Source organism: Haliscomenobacter sp., from assembly GCF_965225875.1.
Lineage (GTDB): Bacteria > Bacteroidota > Bacteroidia > Chitinophagales > Saprospiraceae > Haliscomenobacter.
The window spans coordinates 1,422,178-1,439,960 of the sequence record NZ_CBDDBS010000003.1 but is presented as its reverse complement, the minus strand read 5'-3'; the positions used below and the strand labels follow the sequence as shown (position 1 = coordinate 1,439,960).

15 protein-coding genes are annotated in these 17,783 nt (G+C 45.7%); 6 read left to right on the top strand and 9 right to left on the bottom strand.

All coding sequences use genetic code 11. From position 1 onward, the window contains the following. The first annotated feature begins 30 nt into the window (after positions 1–30). Both ACO08K_RS26050 and ACO08K_RS26045 read left to right on the top strand, forming a co-directional pair. Complete coding sequence (locus ACO08K_RS26050) at positions 31–1,182, top strand: helix-turn-helix domain-containing protein (RefSeq protein WP_421799419.1); 1,152 nt, start codon at positions 31–33, stop codon at positions 1,180–1,182. Positions 1,183–1,406: 224 nt separating this feature from the next. Beyond that, a complete protein-coding gene (locus ACO08K_RS26045; RefSeq protein WP_421799418.1) occupies positions 1,407–2,570 on the top strand; it encodes an acyltransferase family protein in 1,164 nt (387 codons plus the stop codon). A gap of 95 nt (positions 2,571–2,665) precedes the next feature. Here ACO08K_RS26045 and msrA read toward each other — a convergent pair whose 3' ends face one another. The 4 genes from msrA to mqnE all read right to left on the bottom strand — a co-directional run bounded on the left by msrA (position 2,666) and on the right by mqnE (position 6,200). Further along, a complete protein-coding gene (msrA, locus tag ACO08K_RS26040; protein WP_421799417.1) occupies positions 2,666–3,322 on the bottom strand; it encodes a peptide-methionine (S)-S-oxide reductase MsrA in 657 nt (218 codons plus the stop codon). A 132-nt stretch (positions 3,323–3,454) separates the two neighbouring features. Further along, positions 3,455–4,258, bottom strand: a complete 804-nt coding sequence (locus tag ACO08K_RS26035) for a menaquinone biosynthetic enzyme MqnA/MqnD family protein (protein ID WP_421799416.1) — start codon at positions 4,256–4,258, stop codon at positions 3,455–3,457. Between the two features lie 17 nt (positions 4,259–4,275). Next, a complete protein-coding gene (locus tag ACO08K_RS26030) occupies positions 4,276–4,896 on the bottom strand; it encodes a histidine phosphatase family protein (protein ID WP_421799415.1) in 621 nt (206 codons plus the stop codon). Positions 4,897–5,000: 104 nt separating this feature from the next. Beyond that, a complete protein-coding gene (mqnE, locus tag ACO08K_RS26025) occupies positions 5,001–6,200 on the bottom strand; it encodes an aminofutalosine synthase MqnE (protein WP_421799414.1) in 1,200 nt (399 codons plus the stop codon). Between the two features lie 361 nt (positions 6,201–6,561). On the opposite strand from mqnE, the gene ACO08K_RS26020 reads away from it, so the two are divergent. Then, positions 6,562–7,449 (top strand): glycosyltransferase family 2 protein, encoded by an 888-nt coding sequence (locus ACO08K_RS26020; protein ID WP_421799413.1) that lies wholly within the window; start codon positions 6,562–6,564, stop codon positions 7,447–7,449. Positions 7,450–7,572: 123 nt separating this feature from the next. Further along, positions 7,573–8,619: a ketol-acid reductoisomerase gene (ilvC, locus tag ACO08K_RS26015; protein WP_320032989.1), complete on the top strand. Its 1,047-nt coding sequence runs from the start codon at positions 7,573–7,575 to the stop codon at positions 8,617–8,619. Positions 8,620–8,854: 235 nt separating this feature from the next. Here the strand turns inward: ilvC and ACO08K_RS26010 are convergent, their stop codons facing one another. The 3 genes from ACO08K_RS26010 to tesB all read right to left on the bottom strand — a co-directional run bounded on the left by ACO08K_RS26010 (position 8,855) and on the right by tesB (position 13,961). Beyond that, on the bottom strand, positions 8,855–11,596 hold the full coding sequence (locus tag ACO08K_RS26010; RefSeq protein ID WP_421799412.1) for a TonB-dependent receptor: 2,742 nt from the start codon (positions 11,594–11,596) through the stop codon (positions 8,855–8,857). Positions 11,597–11,894: 298 nt separating this feature from the next. Continuing rightward, positions 11,895–13,067 carry a glycosidase gene (locus ACO08K_RS26005; RefSeq protein ID WP_421799411.1) on the bottom strand — a complete coding sequence of 391 codons (1,173 nt, stop codon included), beginning with the start codon at positions 13,065–13,067 and terminating at the stop codon, positions 11,895–11,897. A 36-nt stretch (positions 13,068–13,103) separates the two neighbouring features. Next, positions 13,104–13,961 (bottom strand): acyl-CoA thioesterase II, encoded by an 858-nt coding sequence (gene tesB / locus ACO08K_RS26000; protein WP_421799409.1) that lies wholly within the window; start codon positions 13,959–13,961, stop codon positions 13,104–13,106. A 316-nt stretch (positions 13,962–14,277) separates the two neighbouring features. Between tesB and ACO08K_RS25995 the strand changes: the two genes are divergently transcribed. After that, the gene (locus tag ACO08K_RS25995) at positions 14,278–14,634 is read left to right on the top strand and encodes a PQQ-binding-like beta-propeller repeat protein (protein WP_421799408.1); all 357 of its coding nucleotides are present in this window, start codon (positions 14,278–14,280) and stop codon (positions 14,632–14,634) included. A gap of 211 nt (positions 14,635–14,845) precedes the next feature. Next, entirely contained in the window at positions 14,846–16,231 is a 1,386-nt protein-coding gene (locus ACO08K_RS25990; protein ID WP_421799407.1) for an aminopeptidase P family protein, read from the top strand. Between the two features lie 109 nt (positions 16,232–16,340). Here the strand turns inward: ACO08K_RS25990 and ACO08K_RS25985 are convergent, their stop codons facing one another. Then, positions 16,341–16,571 (bottom strand): hypothetical protein, encoded by a 231-nt coding sequence (locus ACO08K_RS25985; RefSeq protein ID WP_320028225.1) that lies wholly within the window; start codon positions 16,569–16,571, stop codon positions 16,341–16,343. 264 nt (positions 16,572–16,835) lie between these two features. Further along, on the bottom strand, positions 16,836–17,702 hold the full coding sequence (locus tag ACO08K_RS25980) for a sugar phosphate isomerase/epimerase family protein (protein ID WP_421799406.1): 867 nt from the start codon (positions 17,700–17,702) through the stop codon (positions 16,836–16,838). Between the last annotated feature and the right edge of the window lie 81 nt (positions 17,703–17,783).

Sequence of the window (17,783 nt, the reverse complement as noted above, 5' to 3'; positions counted from 1 at the left end):
TAAATTTCTACCCGAAATGACCATCGCCCTATGCCCAACAGTTTTCCACCTTTCTATGCTGATTTTTTTGTATTCTTCATCTTGCTGGGCATTGTCCAAGGACTATTCCTATCTTATTTCTTTTTGCGGCAAAAAGAGACTGCCAATCGCTATTTTGGCCTGGCACTGCTGATACTGAGTATTCTTGTATTTGACGTTTGGTTGGGGTATTCCAATTTGATGTTCCAGGTCTTGTGGTTGGTTGATTTTTCTGAACCGGGTAATTTTATCTTTGCACCTGCGCTTTTCCTGGCTTTGCAAACTTATTTGGGCGGAAAAAGTGGCCGCTATAATTGGTTGCATTTTGCTCCGGCGGGGATTTACTTTTTGTATTCTTGCTTTGGATTGTACTCCCTGCCCATTCCCTACAAATACAACAGCAATATTGATGCCTGGCACCCAGAATTGACAGAACTAACCCTCGACTATACTGGGATGAGCTGGCGGTTTATGTTGCAAGAATGGCTCGATGAAGCCATGCTTATTCAGGGAGCGGTTTACGTGGGGTTATCGGCATGGGTACTGGTAAAAGCTTTTCGCAAAGCTCAACTTTCTTTTTGGGCTACGAGCAACACCCGATTGAGTTGGTCGCGAGGCATTGTGCTGATCAGTGTGGTGATCCTGGTTGTTTTGTTTTTGACCAAATTGTACAACGATGACGATCGCGGTGATCACATCATTGCCAGTTTTATTTCTCTGAGCATGTATTTGATCATGGGAACCATGTTGCGCCGAACCGCCTTGTTTGACCAATTGCAACCCGAAAAAAAAAGCTACAACCGCTCTTCTCTGCAAGACAATGACAAGATGGACATTGCCCAACGCCTGCGGATGCTGATGGAGGAACAAAAGGCTTACTTACAACCGGGCTTCTCCTTACAAAGTTTGGCCAAATTGTTGAAAGTGCAGCCGCATCACCTCACTCAAACCTTGAATGAGAACCTGGGCACCAGTTTTTTTGAATTGACCGCTCAATACCGCATCGCAGAGGCTCAGGCCCTCTTGCGCCACCCTGATACCCGTGACTTGACCATTGAAGACATCGCTGAGCGGGTGGGCTACTTATCTAAATCTGCCTTTAACGCTGCTTTTAAAAAACAAACCGGGATGACGCCGACGGCGTGGCGAAATAGATTGGAATGAAATACAAGTTTGGATGAATAGCTACTGAGGTGCCCCTTTAGTGCCTTAGGTTTCTAAGGTGGTGAAAAAAAATTCTTTAACACCTTAGAAACCTAAGGCACTAAAGGGGCACCCCTGCAATTTTCGCACGGGATTAGTACTTCCCACCTGTCGCGTACATCTCGCCAACGGGCACATGCACAACTTTGCCCTGTTTTCCCCGAAGTTTGTTAAAAAAAAGAAACATGCATCAACAAGTTTTAGAAACACCCACCCAAACACCATTGAGCAGCTCTGCAAGTACCCGTCGCTACGACCTGGACTGGCTGCGCGTCATTGCCTTTACACTTTTGATTTTGTACCACACCGGGATGTTCTTCGTGTCTTGGGAATGGCACATCAAAAACAATGTTCTAGCCGAATGGATGGAACTCCCGATGGCCTGGCTCAACCGCTGGCGAATGCCCTTGTTGTTTTTGATTTCAGGCATAAGTATTCAGTTTTTATTGCGCAAACGCAGTTCGGGAGCCTTTGCCTTGGATCGATTGAAACGTTTAGGTATTCCTTTGCTGTTTGGAATGTTGGTAGTGGTGCCGCCGCAGATTTATTTCGAAAGATTGACCCAGGGGGAGACTTACAATTACCTGGAGTTTTGGGCTACGGTTTTTCAATTTCAACCTTACCCTGAGGGAAATTTTAGCTGGCACCATTTGTGGTACTTACCCTATATATTGGTGTATAGTTTAATCGGCATTCCCCTTTGGAGTTGGCTGCGCAGTGCTGGAGGCCAAAAATTGACCGCGTATTTGGCGGAAAAAGCCCAAAACCCCCTGTGGTTATTTTTTCCCGTGGTACTTTGGCATTGGGCCGCGAATTTTGTGATCGATTTCCCAACCACGCACAACCTGACCTGGGATTGGGAAAACCATTTTCATTCCTTCTCCCTTTTTATCCTTGGGTTTGTGTTGGGTACTCAGGATGGGTTCCGACTAGCGATGACCCGTTGGAGGGTATGGGCATTGAGTGTAGCGATTGGTTTGGGCTTGGTACTGACCTTTGGTTTCTGGTTGCCCGAGGTAAAATGGACGGCAAGTTTGGAGGCCTTGTATGAGTTTTTGAACACTTCCTATAGCTGGAGCGCTTTGGTGGCCATTTTTGGGTATGGCGATCGCTATTTGAATCGCCCGAGTGCGTTGTTGACCTATGCCAATCGGGCCGTTTATCCTTTTTACATTTTGCACCAAACGGTGATCATCTGTTTGGCTTACCCAATGACCAATTGGAGCTGGTCACCAGAATTGAAATTTTTGTGCCTTGCAATGGGGACTTTTGGATTGTGCTGGGCTTTGTATGAATTCTTAATAAAGCGCTGGAGGGTGACGCGCCTGGTTTTTGGGGTAAACGGGTAGTTTTTTTTCACCACCTAAGAAACCTTAGGCACAGAAGAGATCCTGAGGTGTTTCTCAGGTGCCTTAGGTTTCTTAGGTGGTGAAAAAATTCTGTCTTAGTGCTTCTTCAGCTTATCCGCAAACTCTTTTCGAAACTTCGTCACCTTTGGCGTAATTACAAAAGTGCAGTAGGAGTTCCGATTACCAACCAGGCTGTAATAATCCTGGTGGTAGTCTTCAGCAGGATAAAAATCGACCAGTGGTTCCAGAGTGGTCACAATCGGATCGTCCCACAAAGTGGAAGCAACCTCCTTGATCGACTTTTCTGCAATGGCTTTTTGGCGATCATCCTGGTAAAAAATAGCGGAACGGTACTGTGGACCCACATCCGCGCCCTGGCGATTGAGGGTCGTGGGATCGTGGGTGCTCCAGAAGATGCGCAAGATGTCTTCCAGGGCAATGACTTTGGGGTTAAAGGTTACCTGTACTACTTCGGCGTGGCCAGTCATTCCGGAGCAAACGGCTTTGTAGTTGGCATCGATGTCGGAGCCACCTGAATAACCGGATACAGTGGAATAAACCCCTTCCACATCCTGGTAAATCGCCTCTACACACCAGAAGCAACCACCAGCAAGGGTGATGGATTCTTTGTCGGTGGCGGCAATCTTATCTGTTTTCATATCCTTGGTTTGTGCGTTGATGCGGGCCTGGTTTTGGCAGGCACTCGCAAAGAATAAGAAACCCAAACTCAGGGCAAAAAGTTTGTTCTTCATTGGTGATTGATGTTAGGCTAAAGAAATGACAAAGCAAGAATGTAGAATCTTCGCTTTCATCAAAGGTACAAACGAAGTTAGGTGCTTTTCGGTTTTGAACAAGTAGCGAAAACGGTACAGCGGCGACAAACACTAACGTGCAGCAGCAAGGGCTAGGGCGTCTTCCTGAAAAAACTGAATGTGGTTTTGCGCTTCTGGATTGATTTTTTCCAAAAACAAACGTAAAGCCTCTTTTTTGCCCTGGGTCAATGGGTAACTGATGTATTTGGTAAAATAGGTATTCAGGTCAAAATCGGGCTGGGTTGGCAGCAGGTAAATAAGCTCAGGAATGTAGTCGAGCCCGGTTTTTAGAGCCGCATTAAACCGTTGGATAAAAGCTGGATCGAGGGGCCGGGTACTTACCCAGGCTGCAAATACAAAGGGCAAACCGGTATGTTGCAGCCAGGCTTCACCCAGGTCATACACGTAAGGGTATTTTGATTCAAGCCCCATGGTGCGGTCACCAATCAACAATGCACCAGTATCACCCTGGATTTTGTTTTCAAAACCGGGTTTGGCTGGGAGCAATTCTGCATCCACTTTCCAATATTCACGCACCAGGATTCGCGCCAACTCCACAGAAGTCCGAGAGTGGTAATCCAGGTAAATCGTTTTGAGCTCTTCCAGTGGTTTCTCAGCGTAAATACATACCGTTTTGACTGCTCCCTCAGCACCGATGCAATAATCTGAAACAATATAAGCCTGCGTCAATTCTGGCAGAATGGCTACGGGCACCAAACCCAAATCGGCTTGCCCACTGCGCAGCTTTTCGGCACAAATGGAGGGGATATCCAACTGCAAGTCCAACTCCGCCGCTACCGGACTTTTGAACAATCCATAAAGCAGTGGCTTGGTATTCAAATAACTAACTGCGGTAACCCGAATTTTGTCGTTCATGTTTACTTTGCTAAGGCCTAAAGACTTGGAATACTTTCCAGGTGACTTAGGTCATTTTCCAGTTCAAAGTGAAAGCTTTCGCCATCGTAGCTCAACTTGTACAAGCCAGTATTGGCGTGTTTGAAGTGATCCATTTGGTACAGTGGTTTGCCCTTGAGGACACACATCAGGCAGCGCATCGCCCGCCCGTGGCTGCACACCAGAACCAGGTTTTCAGGGCGACTTTTGAGGTGATCCACAAAACGCTGCATGCGGATTGCCAATTCCTGTGCACTTTCCCCGCCATCTATTTTGGCGTCGTAATTTTCCGATTTCCAGTGCCTGACCAGGGTGGTGTATTCTTCGTGCATTTGAGGGGTGTTCTGTTGGCCCTCGTGGATACCCCAACTGATCTCGTTGATTTCCGGCCATTGTTCCCAGGGAACCCCGGAATCGATGAAGCCCTGTACACTTTGATGCGTACGACGCAAGGCCGAAGTGAGTACTACTTCAAAAGGCAGATCAGCATAGCGTTGGTAAAATGCTTGGGCTTGTTGCCTTCCCAATTCGTTCAAATGGGTATCTACGCCACTGCCTTGTACAATGCCATTGCGGTTGAGGTCAGTTTCGCCGTGTCGGATGATATAGATGCTTTTCATAAATATTTGTAGTTGAGAAGGTTGAGAAGTTGAGGAGTTTAGAATCCCTTGCGTCTAAGCCGTTGCGGTAGCCTAAACTCCTCAACTTCTCAACTCCTCAACCATTAGTTGTTGACCACCGGCAAATCCAGGTAGCCACGGAATTGATTGTCTTCTTCAAAAACAACATCGCTGTAGTCTTGAATCACATTGTATAAGGTATCTCGTTCGATAGGGCGGCGGCCCACACTGCGAATGAGTTTCACCAATTCCTGGGTGCTCATTGCCGGATTTTGTTCCTCAGAACCAGCCATCGAATAAATTTTTGTGGTGTCATCAATGGTGCCATCGATGTCGTCTACACCGAAAGAAAGGGCCATTTGCGCCACATTCCGGCTGATCATAGGCCAATAGGCTTTGATGTGGCCAAAATTGTCGAGGTAAATGCGGCTCACCGCGTAATTGCGCAAATCTTCAATCGTACTCACTTCCGGGATATGGGACATTTCATTGTCCTGATTGCGGAATTTGAGTGGGATAAAGGTCTGGAAACCGCCCGTTTTATCCTGAAGCTTGCGCAATTCATCCAGGTGATGGATGCGGTGGCTATAATTTTCAATGTGGCCATAAAGCATGGTAGCGTTGGACTTTCGACCCAGTTCGTGCCAGATTTCGTGCATACGCAACCATTGTTCGCCGGTACACTTATCCGCCGCAATCTGTTCGCGGATTTCCGGGTGGAAGATTTCGGCACCACCACCTGGCAGCGAATCAACCCCTGAATCGGCAATCATCTTCATGCCATCCTCATAACTCACTTTGGCCTTTTTGAAGATGTAGTGGTATTCAACCGGTGTGAGTGCCTTGATGTGCAACTCGGGCCGGTGCGCCTTGATGCGTTTGAACAAGTCCACATAAAAAGGCAAATCGTATTGTGGCAATACCCCTCCAACGATGTGTACTTCTGTAACTGGCTCATTGTCGTACTTATACACAATATCCAACATTTGCTCGGCGGTGTATTCCCAACCTTCGTGGCGCTGTTTGATCAGCCGGGAATAAGAGCAGAACTTGCAGGTATACACACAAAGATTGGTAGGCTCGATGTGGAAATTGCGGTTAAAATAGGTATTGTCACCTTGTTTTTGTTCACGAACAAAATTGGCCAAAACGCCCAGATAGCCCAAATCGGCCTCTTCAAACAGAAAAATTCCTTCAGCTGGGCTAAGGCGTTGTTGTTGTGCCACTTTTTCGGCAATGTCGCGTAGTGGTTTGGCCAATGACGGATCTTTGAGTAAAGTATCCAAAGTTGCGGTGGATGACATGAGCGTGTGTTGAACTTGTTTGCAAAGTAAAGCAGAAAATTTAACTTCCCGATTTGGGTTTTGAATAGGAAGTCGAACGGTCCATTTTAAGTGAGCTTCCTATTTAAAAGCCTCAAAAAAAATCGGGAAGTAATTTTTTGCGGCATACAAATATAACAAACTTTCTGAAGTTTCAGTTTTAATTGAAAGGTAGTTTTTTTCAACTCCGCAAAGTTAAGGGAAAGTTTTAGCGTTTAGGCTTGAAAAGTAGAAGAGTTATGGGTGACAAAATTTATCACGATTTAGCCACAAATTTTTAAAGAGAATTCCGAAACTTGTGTGAGTGACCACGCTTCAATAGTTTAACCCTAAATTTTTCAACTTGCTCTCCATTCTCATACCAGTTTATAACTTCGATGTCACTCATTTGGTGACAGAATTGCACCGACAAGCTGAAGAGCTGGGTGAATTGTATGAGATTTGTTTATTGGATGATGCCTCGGATGAAAAATTTAAGGTGAAGAACCGGGAAGTAGCCCAAAAAACCAATGTCCACTACGAGGAACTGCCCCAAAATATCGGCCGCTCCGCCATCCGCAATCGCCTGGTTGAAATGGCTCAATATGATTACTTGTTGTATATGGATTGTGATTCCGGGGTATTGATGCCGCATTATTTAAAAACCTATGTCAAGGCCTTACACCCGAAACGTTTGTTGTATGGCGGCCGTGCTTATCTGCCCAAGCCCCCTTCCGACCCACAATATCTATTGCATTGGCATTATGGCCGACAACGTGAGCAGCAAGATTACCTGGAACGGCAAAAAAATCCCTACCATTCCTTTATGACCAACAATTTTTTGATCCCCAAATCCATCTTTGCCAGCATTACTTTTGACGAAAGTTTGCGCACTTACGGGCACGAGGACACTTTATTTGGGATGGAATTGGCCAAAAAGAACATTGAAATCCAGCACCTCAACAACCCTTTGTTGCATCTGGGATTGGAAAGTATGGCAGTTTTTTTGTCCAAAACCAAAATGGCAGTCTGCAATTTGGCTCAATTGCAGCGGCAAGGAAAAAGGGTAGAAACACGCTTGAGCAAAACCTATGCCCTAATTGCCCGCTGGAAGCTGCTCTTTGTAGTGGGATGGGGACTAAAATTGTACCGGCCCTTCATTTTAAAATACCTACAGCGGCCCAAATTGGTGGATTTGCGCTATCTGGATTTGTACAAACTTGATTTGTTCATCGAGGCAATGCACAAGTAATCTTGATTTTTCAGGCTTTTGAAATTGTAAAACCCCAATTTTTTCCATCCTTTGTAAAGAGTGCATTTATTCTATCTTTGCGCCCATCCTTTTTTGAAAACTCATTATAAACACAAATATCTTATGGCAAAGCTCAACTTTGGCGGCGTAGAAGAAAACGTGGTTACCCGCGAAGAGTTCCCGCTCGAAAAGGCTCTGGAAGTATTAAAAGACGAAACCATTGCCATCATTGGTTATGGTGTGCAAGGCCCTGGTCAGGCGCTGAACCTGCGCGACAATGGTTTTAACGTGATTGTGGGTCAACGTTACCCTTCCAAAACCTGGGACAAAGCAATTGCCGATGGTTTTGTACCTGGTGAAACCCTTTTCAGCATTGAAGAAGCTGCTGAACGTGGTACCATCATCCAATACCTTTTGTCTGATGCTGCTCAGATCGCCATTTGGCCTACTTTGAAAAAATACCTGACTCCTGGAAAAGCCCTTTACTTTTCTCACGGCTTTGGGATTACTTACAAAGAGCGTACCGGCATCATTCCTCCCGCTGACATCGATGTAATCCTGGCTGCGCCTAAAGGTTCGGGGACCAGTTTGCGTCGTTTGTTCCTGGAAGGCCGTGGTTTGAACTCCAGCTACGCCATCCACCAGGATGCTACTGGCCGCGCCAAGGATCGGGTTGTTGCCATGGGTATTGGCATTGGTTCCGGTTACTTGTTTGAAACGACCTTCCAAAACGAAGTATACTCTGACCTTACCGGTGAGCGTGGTACCTTGATGGGTGCTATTCAGGGTATCTTTGCTGCACAATACGATGAACTGCGCAAGCGTGGCCATAGCCCATCTGAAGCATTCAACGAAACGGTAGAAGAATTGACTCAATCGCTGATGCCATTGGTTGCTGAAAACGGCATGGACTGGATGTATGCCAACTGTTCTACTACTGCTCAGCGTGGTGCACTGGATTGGTGGAAGAAATTCCGCGATGCTACTGCACCTGTATTCAAAGAATTGTACGATAGTGTAGCTGCTGGCGAAGAAGCTCAGCGTTCTATCGACTCCAATAGCCAGACGGATTACCGCGAAAAACTGGACCAAGAACTTGCTGACCTTCACAATAGTGAGATGTGGCAGGCTGGAAAGGTTGTTCGGGGCTTGCGTCCTGAGAAAAACTAAGTAACGCAGAAAGATTAACTTCCCGATTTTGGGTTTTGAATAGGAAGTCGAATGGTTCATTTCAAGTGAGCTTCCTATTCAAAAGCCTCAAAAAAAATCGGGAAGTAATTTTTTGCGTCAAACCAAGGAGTGAAAAATTGATAAACCATTTGGTTTTTATCAATCCGATAAAAAAAGACCGCCACTTCTCCAAACGGAAAAGTGGCGGTTCTTTTTTTTTATAAACCTCTCTCCCTTAGAAGCGGAAGTTATAAGACAAATTAAAGATAGTTCCCAACTGGCTAAAGTGAGAACCATCATAAGTGGTAATCGAATACCGTTGGTTGAAGGTGATCAGGTTGGAATTAACCTTCAGTGCAGCAGCATCTTTCAACAGGGTTTCACCTGCTGAGTTTTCGGCTTTAAACTCCCATTCTGGCAATACATTGAACAAGTTATTGATGTTCAATGCAAGTGTAGATGTTTTGCTTGTCTGGAAAGTAATCGCTAAGTCGGTAACCAACTTGGTTTTGAACTCGGTGTACAAGTTGGCATCCAAACCTTGTTGTTTGAATTTGGTTGGCCCAAATAGGGTGTTACCAAGTGTGAAGATGAAGCGGCCAGTTTCATAATCCAATCCCAAAATGGTTTTGAATTTGGGGCGAGAAGTAAAAAACAGGGCTTCTTGAGTCAAGTTTGCCACGGATTGACCCGCATCCGAAATCAATTTAGGATTCTTCACGGCGCCACTTCTTTCGTTTTGCAGCATGACGTTTCCAGCCAGGCTTACACCCAGTTTTCCTGCCCCAAATTTGATCGCACGATAATTGGCTACAAAGTCAAGACCAGAAGTTTTGGTATCCAAAGCGTTGACGAAGAAGCTAAGGTCAGACAGGTTATTGGATGACAAAATCTGATCCAGCGCAGTATTACCACCAGTAGACTTGATTTCGGTGCTCAAAATGATCCGATCGGTCAAATTGATGCTGAAATAGTCGAGGGTGATGTTAAAATTAGGAGCAGGTTTAAGTCCAATACCCAAGGTGAAGTTGGTTGATTTTTCTGGATCAAGGCTAGGAATACCCAACAAACGAGCTTCCCGTGAAACGTTGCTCACCAAACCACCTACTTGAATACCTTGGCCAGGTACAAAGCTGTACTGCGCTTTTTGGGTATAAATCTGGTGCAGCGTTGGTGCTTTAAAACCAGTAGAAAGTGATCCACGGAGTACAACGTTGTCGTCAGCCAATTTGTAGCGAGAACTGATCTTCCAGACAAAAGCATCGCCAAAATCGCTGTAATTCTCCAAACGCGCAGTAGCGTTGATCAGGAAATTGTCGGTCAAATCAAAGGCCAAATCAGCATAAGCTCCAACATTGTAGCGATTGAAATGACCCGAGTTGCGAGGGTCGTTGCCTGCAAAAGAGTCGGCACCGCCATCTTCATAAGAAGCTTCGTCACCTACAAGAATGGTGAAGTCTTCCGTACGGAACTCTGAACCAAAGGCAAAACTAAACACATTGGAAACCCGCTTGCTGACGTCAATGTTACCAACTGCATGGGTAAAGCGGGTTCCACCTGGACGGAAGTTGATCGGGCTGTTTTCCCGATACTTGAATGTGCCATCCGGGTTGAGGGTGCGGTTGCGGTTGTGTGAATTGCGGACAGTGTAGGTCTGCTGGTTGCCACCTACGGTGAAGCTGACATCCGTATTCCAACCATTTCTGCTTGACTTGAACCCGGCAGTAGCATGGTAATCAATGAGGTCGCCGTCGAAAGTGGGAACATAGCCCACGTATTTTCCATTGACGCCAAAGAAATCAAGCAAATAGGGGAAATCGTCCAAGCTCCGCCAGTAAGGGGTACGGTAGTTGGCGTAGCTGTTGACCTTTTTGAAAATGTAAGCCGCATTGCCATACACTTCGCTGTGTTCATTAACTTTTCCACCCGCATTGATGGAGAACTTCATGGCAGTAGTAGCTGGTGATCCATTGATGTTGCCCGCATCGGGGAAATCTTTCAAAAAGGAGCGCACATCGTTGATGCTGGCCCCAAAGTCAGCAGCTTCACCTTCGGCATCTACGGTACCGGGGCGATTGGCCAAACCAATTTTGGAAAGATCGAGGGTGTAATTGAGGAAACCTCTGGCCCCCAAGCGCGCACCATTGTTCACTGAAACCCCAAACATTTCACCATCACCTTCACTGGTCATGCCTGTGCGAAGGGTAACGCCGCCTTTGTCGACATCCTTCTTCAGAATGATGTTCATTACCCCGGCGATAGCATCCGAGCCATACTGGGCAGAGGCCCCGTCGCGCAGGATTTCAACCCTTTCGATGGCGTCCTGCGGAATAGCTGAGATATCTGCTCCTGTTTCCCCCCGACCGGGCGAGGTTTGGGTGTACAACAAGGAGCTCATGTTTTTCCGTTTTCCATTGATCAGAATCAAGGTACGGCTTGGCCCCATGTTGCGGATTTCATAAGGATCGAGCAAAGAAGTCGCATCGTTGACCGGCGTTTGTACACTATTGAAGGATGGAACCCGATAGGTCAAAGCCTTGTCAAAAGTGGTTTGGCCGCTCGCAACCAAATCTTTTGCCCCCAGAATGTCGATGGGCAAGGGTGTGTCGGTAGAAGTACGCAAGGTATTGCGGCTACCTACACTGATGACCACCTCGTTAAGATTGGTCACTGCTGATTTGAGGATGAAATCCAGAACCACATCCTGGGTGCCAATGGTTACCACCTGAGCAATCGCCTCATAACCAGTGTAAGATACATTGATGGTGTGGGTTCCGGCTGGCAATGGCATTTCATACAGGCCTTCCAAATTGGTAATGACCCCAGTGGAGGTGCCAGCAACGCTGATTGATGCGGCAATCAGGGCTTCACCATTCTCGTCTTTTACCGAACCCTTTAAAGTAGCTTGTGCCAACAAAGCACTACTAGTGAGCAGCAGTGTAAACACTACTGAAAAAAAACGTACTCGTTTTTGCATAATTTGGACATTTATTTAGAAAAAAACAGTTACCACATTGGAGGTAAATCCATAGTTACCAGTGTTGATCTTGGAATTGGTGCAGAAATGGAAAGGAAGACAAATGGTGTTCAAAAGTCGCTCAATAACGTAATTTTAACCCTTAAATGCGTTTTGTTACTTATAGTTTGTGCGGGCTAAAATAACATAGAAGTTTGAGATCACCACATATTTGGGCAAAAAATTAGCAATTGGCCAAATTGCGGGTATTGCAAAAAGGATTCATTTTGGTAAAAAAAGACTGTTTTTTGCCTGACGGTTATAAATGGAACTTGTTCATAAAAGCCTGATTTTGGTCAATCATTTCGAGGCGAATTTTTAAACCCGTTGAAGCATCTGTTTGATTTTGAGGGGTATTAACCACGTAGTCCAGCAGACGATCTAAAGGAGTACTGACTACCTTGACCCGGTTGTCCAAATTGGTGTAATACAGATAAATTTTGTTTTTGAACATGGCCCAACCATTGGAGTGTAACATCCGTAAGGCTGGACTTGACTTGTCTTTTTCGTTTAATTCCAAAAAATGGCCACCAGGTTGGGCAATGACCTTGGCAGGATCATGCAGATCGGTTAAAAAAACTTGTAAAATATGCCGCCAACCATAGGAACTGCGCCGCAAGCCGGAGCACAGGTGGATCCAACCCAGCTCCGTTTTGATGGGACAAGGCCCCAAAACATAGGCGGGGGTTTCTATTTCTGGGAAGGCAATACCTTTGATGGTACTTTCTTCGGTACAGGTGGCGTGAGCCCAATCCTCAAAACTATTAATCGTAATGGGCCTTCTTCCCATCCCGCTCTGCAATTGATCGATTTGCTGACTGTATACCATGTATTTTCCATCAACCAATGCTGGGTGCAACAAACACAAACGTTGCGCCGGGGCGTTAAAAACCAAATCGGGTAAACTTTCCCAGGTTTGTAAATCCTTCGTTCTCGCAACAGCGTGATGGTAGGTCGCTGCGGCACTGTTTTGATCTTTTTGGCGAAGATTGTACAAAGCGTAGATCCAACCATCCTCATGCGGAGTTAAACGCAAATTGAAAATGTTGGTGCGTACCGTAGTCATAATTGGGATTACGGTAGGGTGGGTGCGAAACCGAAACCGATCAACACCTGTACTGCTTTCCGCCAGGGCAAAAAAGAATTGCCCATCAAAGCTTTGTAACCGCGTCATCAGGGCAATTTTATCACCTACGGTAATTGCTCCGGCATTGGCAATGGAGAGTACCCCCTGGCGCAACATCAAATTCGGGTTGGTCTCGGGATTGAGATCGTATTGCCAGGTAAGGGGTAAATGCCCGGTGGTTAGTACAGGATGCGCATAACGATCTAAAATACCATTACTCAGTCCTTTGTAATCGTTAGAGCGACGCATCATGTGTTCATACTCAGATGCGAGTTGAAAAAGTCTAGTCTCGTAGATCGTTTGCATGAGGGTAATCAGGTTATTATTGAGGCCGCAAAATACTTATTTTTTAGGTCGAATCAATCCTTCTTGCACCACTGAAGCAACCAGCAGCCCATCCTGAGTGAAGATATTTCCACGGGTAAATCCACGGGCATTGGAAGCACTTGGGCTGTCGATAGCGTACAACAACCACTCATCCATCCGGAAGGGCCGGTGAAACCACATGGCATGGTCTAAACTGGCAATTTTTACATTGCCAAAAGAAGCCTCGCTTCCATGGGGCAACAATGCGGTGGTGAGCAAGTTGTAATCGGAAGTATAGGCCAGGACGCATTGATGGGTTTGAGGGTCTTCAGGCATTGCTCCTTTGGCTTTCATCCAGATGTGCCGGAAGGGTTGGCTTTTGGTCGGTAAAGCGGGATTGACCAGCTCTACTGGTCGGAACTCAATCGGGCGCTCCAGGTTTAAAAAATTGCGGATGTTTTCAGGCAGCATTTCCCCAAATTTTTGCGCTAAATCCTCCCAACTGACCAGCCAATCGGGGGGCGATACATTGGGCATGGCAATTTGGTGATCAAAACCATCCTGTGCCAGCTGAAAGGAAGCTGACATGAAAAAAATGGGCTCTCCTTTTTGAATTGCTTTTACTCTGCGCGTCGTAAAGCTACCACCATCACGGATGCGTTCGACCTGAAAAACGATAGGGATTTCCAAATCACCGGGCAAAATAAAATAGGAATGTAAAGAATGTACCTCGCGATCCTTTGGTACAGTTTTCATTGCTGCGTACAGGGACTGAGCCAGAACCTGGCCCCCAAAAACGGTGCTGCTCCCCACACTTTTACTGGTGCCTCGGAAAAGGTCTTCTTCCAATTGTTCCAATTCCAACAAAGAAAGCAATTCATGGATGTGTTTCATGGATCTTGTTTGGGTTTAAACTATCCCGCGCGAAGTATAGCGGCGAGGCAAAAATAACACTATTCAGCTACAAATATTCTTCTCTTAATTTTAACACTTAATTGTAAAAAAAAAATGACAAACAGGGAACCCAATTAGGTATTTTGTTCGTTTAAATTAGAAATCGGTTGCTTTTATGAGGAAACGGTTTTAAATTGTCACAAAATTGTAAAACAAACCCAGCCCTTTAAGTCTGGCTACCCCAGAAATGAAAGGGTAGTCTGAACGTAAATCCCAGATGGAATTCCTGAGATTTCATTCACCAAAAGGAATCGTTATGGTATTCAAAGATTATTCCCGAGCTCCTGTGTGGCTCAAATCGATTAAACGTTACGGCTTGCCCAAGGACCGAGAATCCGAAATTTCTGCCCTCGAAAACGGAGAGGTAGTTTATGTCGGATGGGACGGGAAGGTATTTGCCCTGGATGCCGAAGATGGCAGCCGCAAATGGTCACGAACCTTGCGCTGTTTTGGTCTTGCTTCCGATGAATCCCATCAAGTAGACATTACCATTCAGTCCGGAAATTTGTATGCCATTTGGGGCAATAGGGTTTTTAGGATCAATCCCAACAACGGCCAGGTAATGGAAACCCGTCGCACCAATGTCCATTTGGTTGGGCTGTGGGACGTTTGACAATTCATGTTAATTTTTCTTATTTTATCAAATCCTTTTTTAGCTTTACGAGACTAAGTAGTGGGCAAAAATAAGTGTTCATTTTTTTTAAGCCGCAAAATTAGATAAAGCACTTGAAATGAATTGTTTACTTGTCTAATCCTCTGGCGAAATGAACACTTATTTTTTTATTGCCCCTTTGCAAAATTGCCAAATATCGTAAATCTAACTTATGTTTTCTGCCAATACATATGCCCGCCGCAGGGAGCAATTGATGCACCAGGTGGGAAGGGGCCTCATCCTACTGATGGGGAATGAATACAGCCCTAAAAACTACCTGGATAACACTTTCCCTTTTCGGCAAGACAGCAATTTCCTCTATTACATCGGTTTGGACCATGCCCATTTGGCCGCTATTCTGGACACTGAGACTGGCGAAACTGTTCTGTTCGGAGATGAATTAACCATCGAAGACATTGTGTGGATGGGTCCACAGGACTCCTTAAAAGATCAAGCTCAAAACGTGGGGATCCGGGAGGTGCAGGACTATGACCTGCTGGTCGAAGTGCTCCGGGCAGCAAATAAACAAAACCGAGCCATTCATTTTTTGCCTCCTTACCGCTCAGAAAACAAGATCAATTTGGCTTATTGGCTGCATTTGCCCTTATTGGATATCCACAAGGAAGCTTCGCCTACTTTGATCAAAGCCATTGTGGCTCAACGATCTGTTAAAACAGCCGAAGAGATTGCCGAAATGGAAAAGGCGCTGGTGACCACCAAGGCCATGTACCTGGCAGCCATGAAACAAACCAAACCCGGTGTCAAAGAGGCGCAATTGGCCGGAATTGCGGAAGGCATTGCGGTAGCTGGTGGTGGAGATTTGGCTTACCCGATCATTCTGACCATCAACGGCCAGGTATTGCACAACCACCACCACCATAATATCCTGAAATCTGGCCAACTGGTTCTGGCTGATATGGGGGCTGAATCCAGCATGCATTATGCCGCTGACATCACCCGAACCTGGCCAGTAGATGCTACGTTTACCCAACGACAAAAAGAAATTTACCAAATTGTACTGGATGCCCAATTGGCGGGCATTGCCGCCAGCCGTCCGGGTGTCCGAAATCTGGATGTACATTTTGCCGCCGCTAAAGTCATTACGAACGGTTTGAAATCATTGGGTCTGCTGATTGGGGATACCGATGAAATTATCCAGGCAGGTGCTCATGCCCTCTTTTTCCCTCACGGATTGGGGCACATGATTGGTTTGGATGTACACGATATGGAAGATTTGGGTGAAAGCTATGTGGGCTATACAGAAGGCTTGGAGCGCAGCACCCAATTTGGCTTAAAATCCCTGCGGATGGCCCGCGAATTGCAGCCTGGTTTTGTGATGACCATAGAGCCTGGTATCTATTTTATTCCACAACTGATCGACATGTGGCAGGCCGAAGGTCGCTTCAGTCAATTCATCAATTATCCAGCCTTACAGGCTTATCGGGATTTTTCAGGTGTGCGCATCGAAGACGATGTCTTGGTTACTCCCGATGAGCCAAGGGTTTTGGGTCCTGGAATTCCAAAGGAAATTGGAGAGATAGAGGCGTTGAGAAGCTAAAAAAGTTGAGGAGTTGAGTGGTTGAGAAGTTGGGGCTACCGCAGCGACGTGGACAAGGTCTTTGTCAACAACGCAGCGGCAGTCTCAACTTCTCAACTCCTCAACTTTTTTACCCGGTTGTCTCCAACTCCTCTTCGTATTTTTTAATCAGCACAGCTTGTTGCTGCGCAATCTTATTAAGCAGTTTTAAGTCCTGCTCAATCTCTTTTTCTTTTGCTTCACGATTTTGGAAAAATGGAAGCTGCTTGCGGATGCGGTTGATCTCCAGAATTTGACGAATGGCCTGATTCAGAACCACTCTCGCACGGAGCAATCGCCGTTTGATTTTGTTCGTGACCATAATTATTACGGTACAATGTTCGGTTAAGGTTAGTGCTATTCAAGCGGGGTAAAGTTATTACATAAACGTAGATTTGGTAAAAAAAGATCGACGTTAACAAAAAAAAATATCAATTTTTAAAATTTCTTATAATTTACTTCTGTCTTTATTAAGTATTGACTCTTAAAATTTTGTTAAAGTGCTTTTGAGGTCTTGACAAAAAAAAATGCGGAAAAAACCCCTAAGGCTCTTTTCCGCAAATAGAAAACACTGAAAATTACCGAATTAGAATTTCAGCTTTTTCAACCCGTTGTATGCTTCAGCAATTCCTTGCATTGGGGTCGTCTTGTAGTGTTCCAATTCCACCACATAATATTTTACACCAGCGGCAGGAGTGTATTTGAAGATTTCCTGGAAATTGATACTGCCTTGACCCACCTCGACAGTTTCTTGATCCTTGGTTTTGGCCATGTCTTTCACGTGAACGAGATGTACCCGACCAGCATTTTTCTTCAACAACTCGATGGTGTTCGCCTTGCCCTTTTCGGTCCAGTACAAGTCCATTTGTAACAAAACCAGGCTGGGATCCGTGTCTTGGAGTATGGCGTCGTAAATGAGGCGACCATCCTCCATTTCAAATTCAAATGCGTGGTTGTGGTAGCCAAATTTCACCCCGGCTTGTTTTGCATATTCACCTGCTTTGTTCAAGCCAAGAATGTACTGCTTCAGTTTATCCCCCTTCCGGTCGGGGTCATTCATGTACGGTGCAATAACGTATTCATGCCCAATAGACGCGGCATCATCAATGGCTTTTTTGTACTCATCATTGATCGTCTTCTTTTGAGGATCGTAGTTGGCACTACCGAAGCCGAAGTGGCCACTTGGCATCTTTAGACCCAAATCAGACAGGATCATTTTGAACTCCTGTGGCGTTTTGCCATAAAACTTTCCTTGAGCATATCCTGCGCCCTCTACCAGGCGGTAGCCCATCTTGCGCACTGCTGTGAGGGTGCCAACCAGGTCTTTTTGCATGTCACCTCTTACACTGTACAATTGTACGCTGATGGCGTTTTTTTTCGCCAGTACAAACTCGGGCAAAAAGGCAGCCATACTGCCACTGATTGCCAACTGGTTGAATGTACGTCTATCCATAGTTCTAAAATTGAACGTTATTTGTTTAACTAAAAAACGGAGGGAAAGATAGTGTATTTCTTACACCTAGTTAAATCTTGA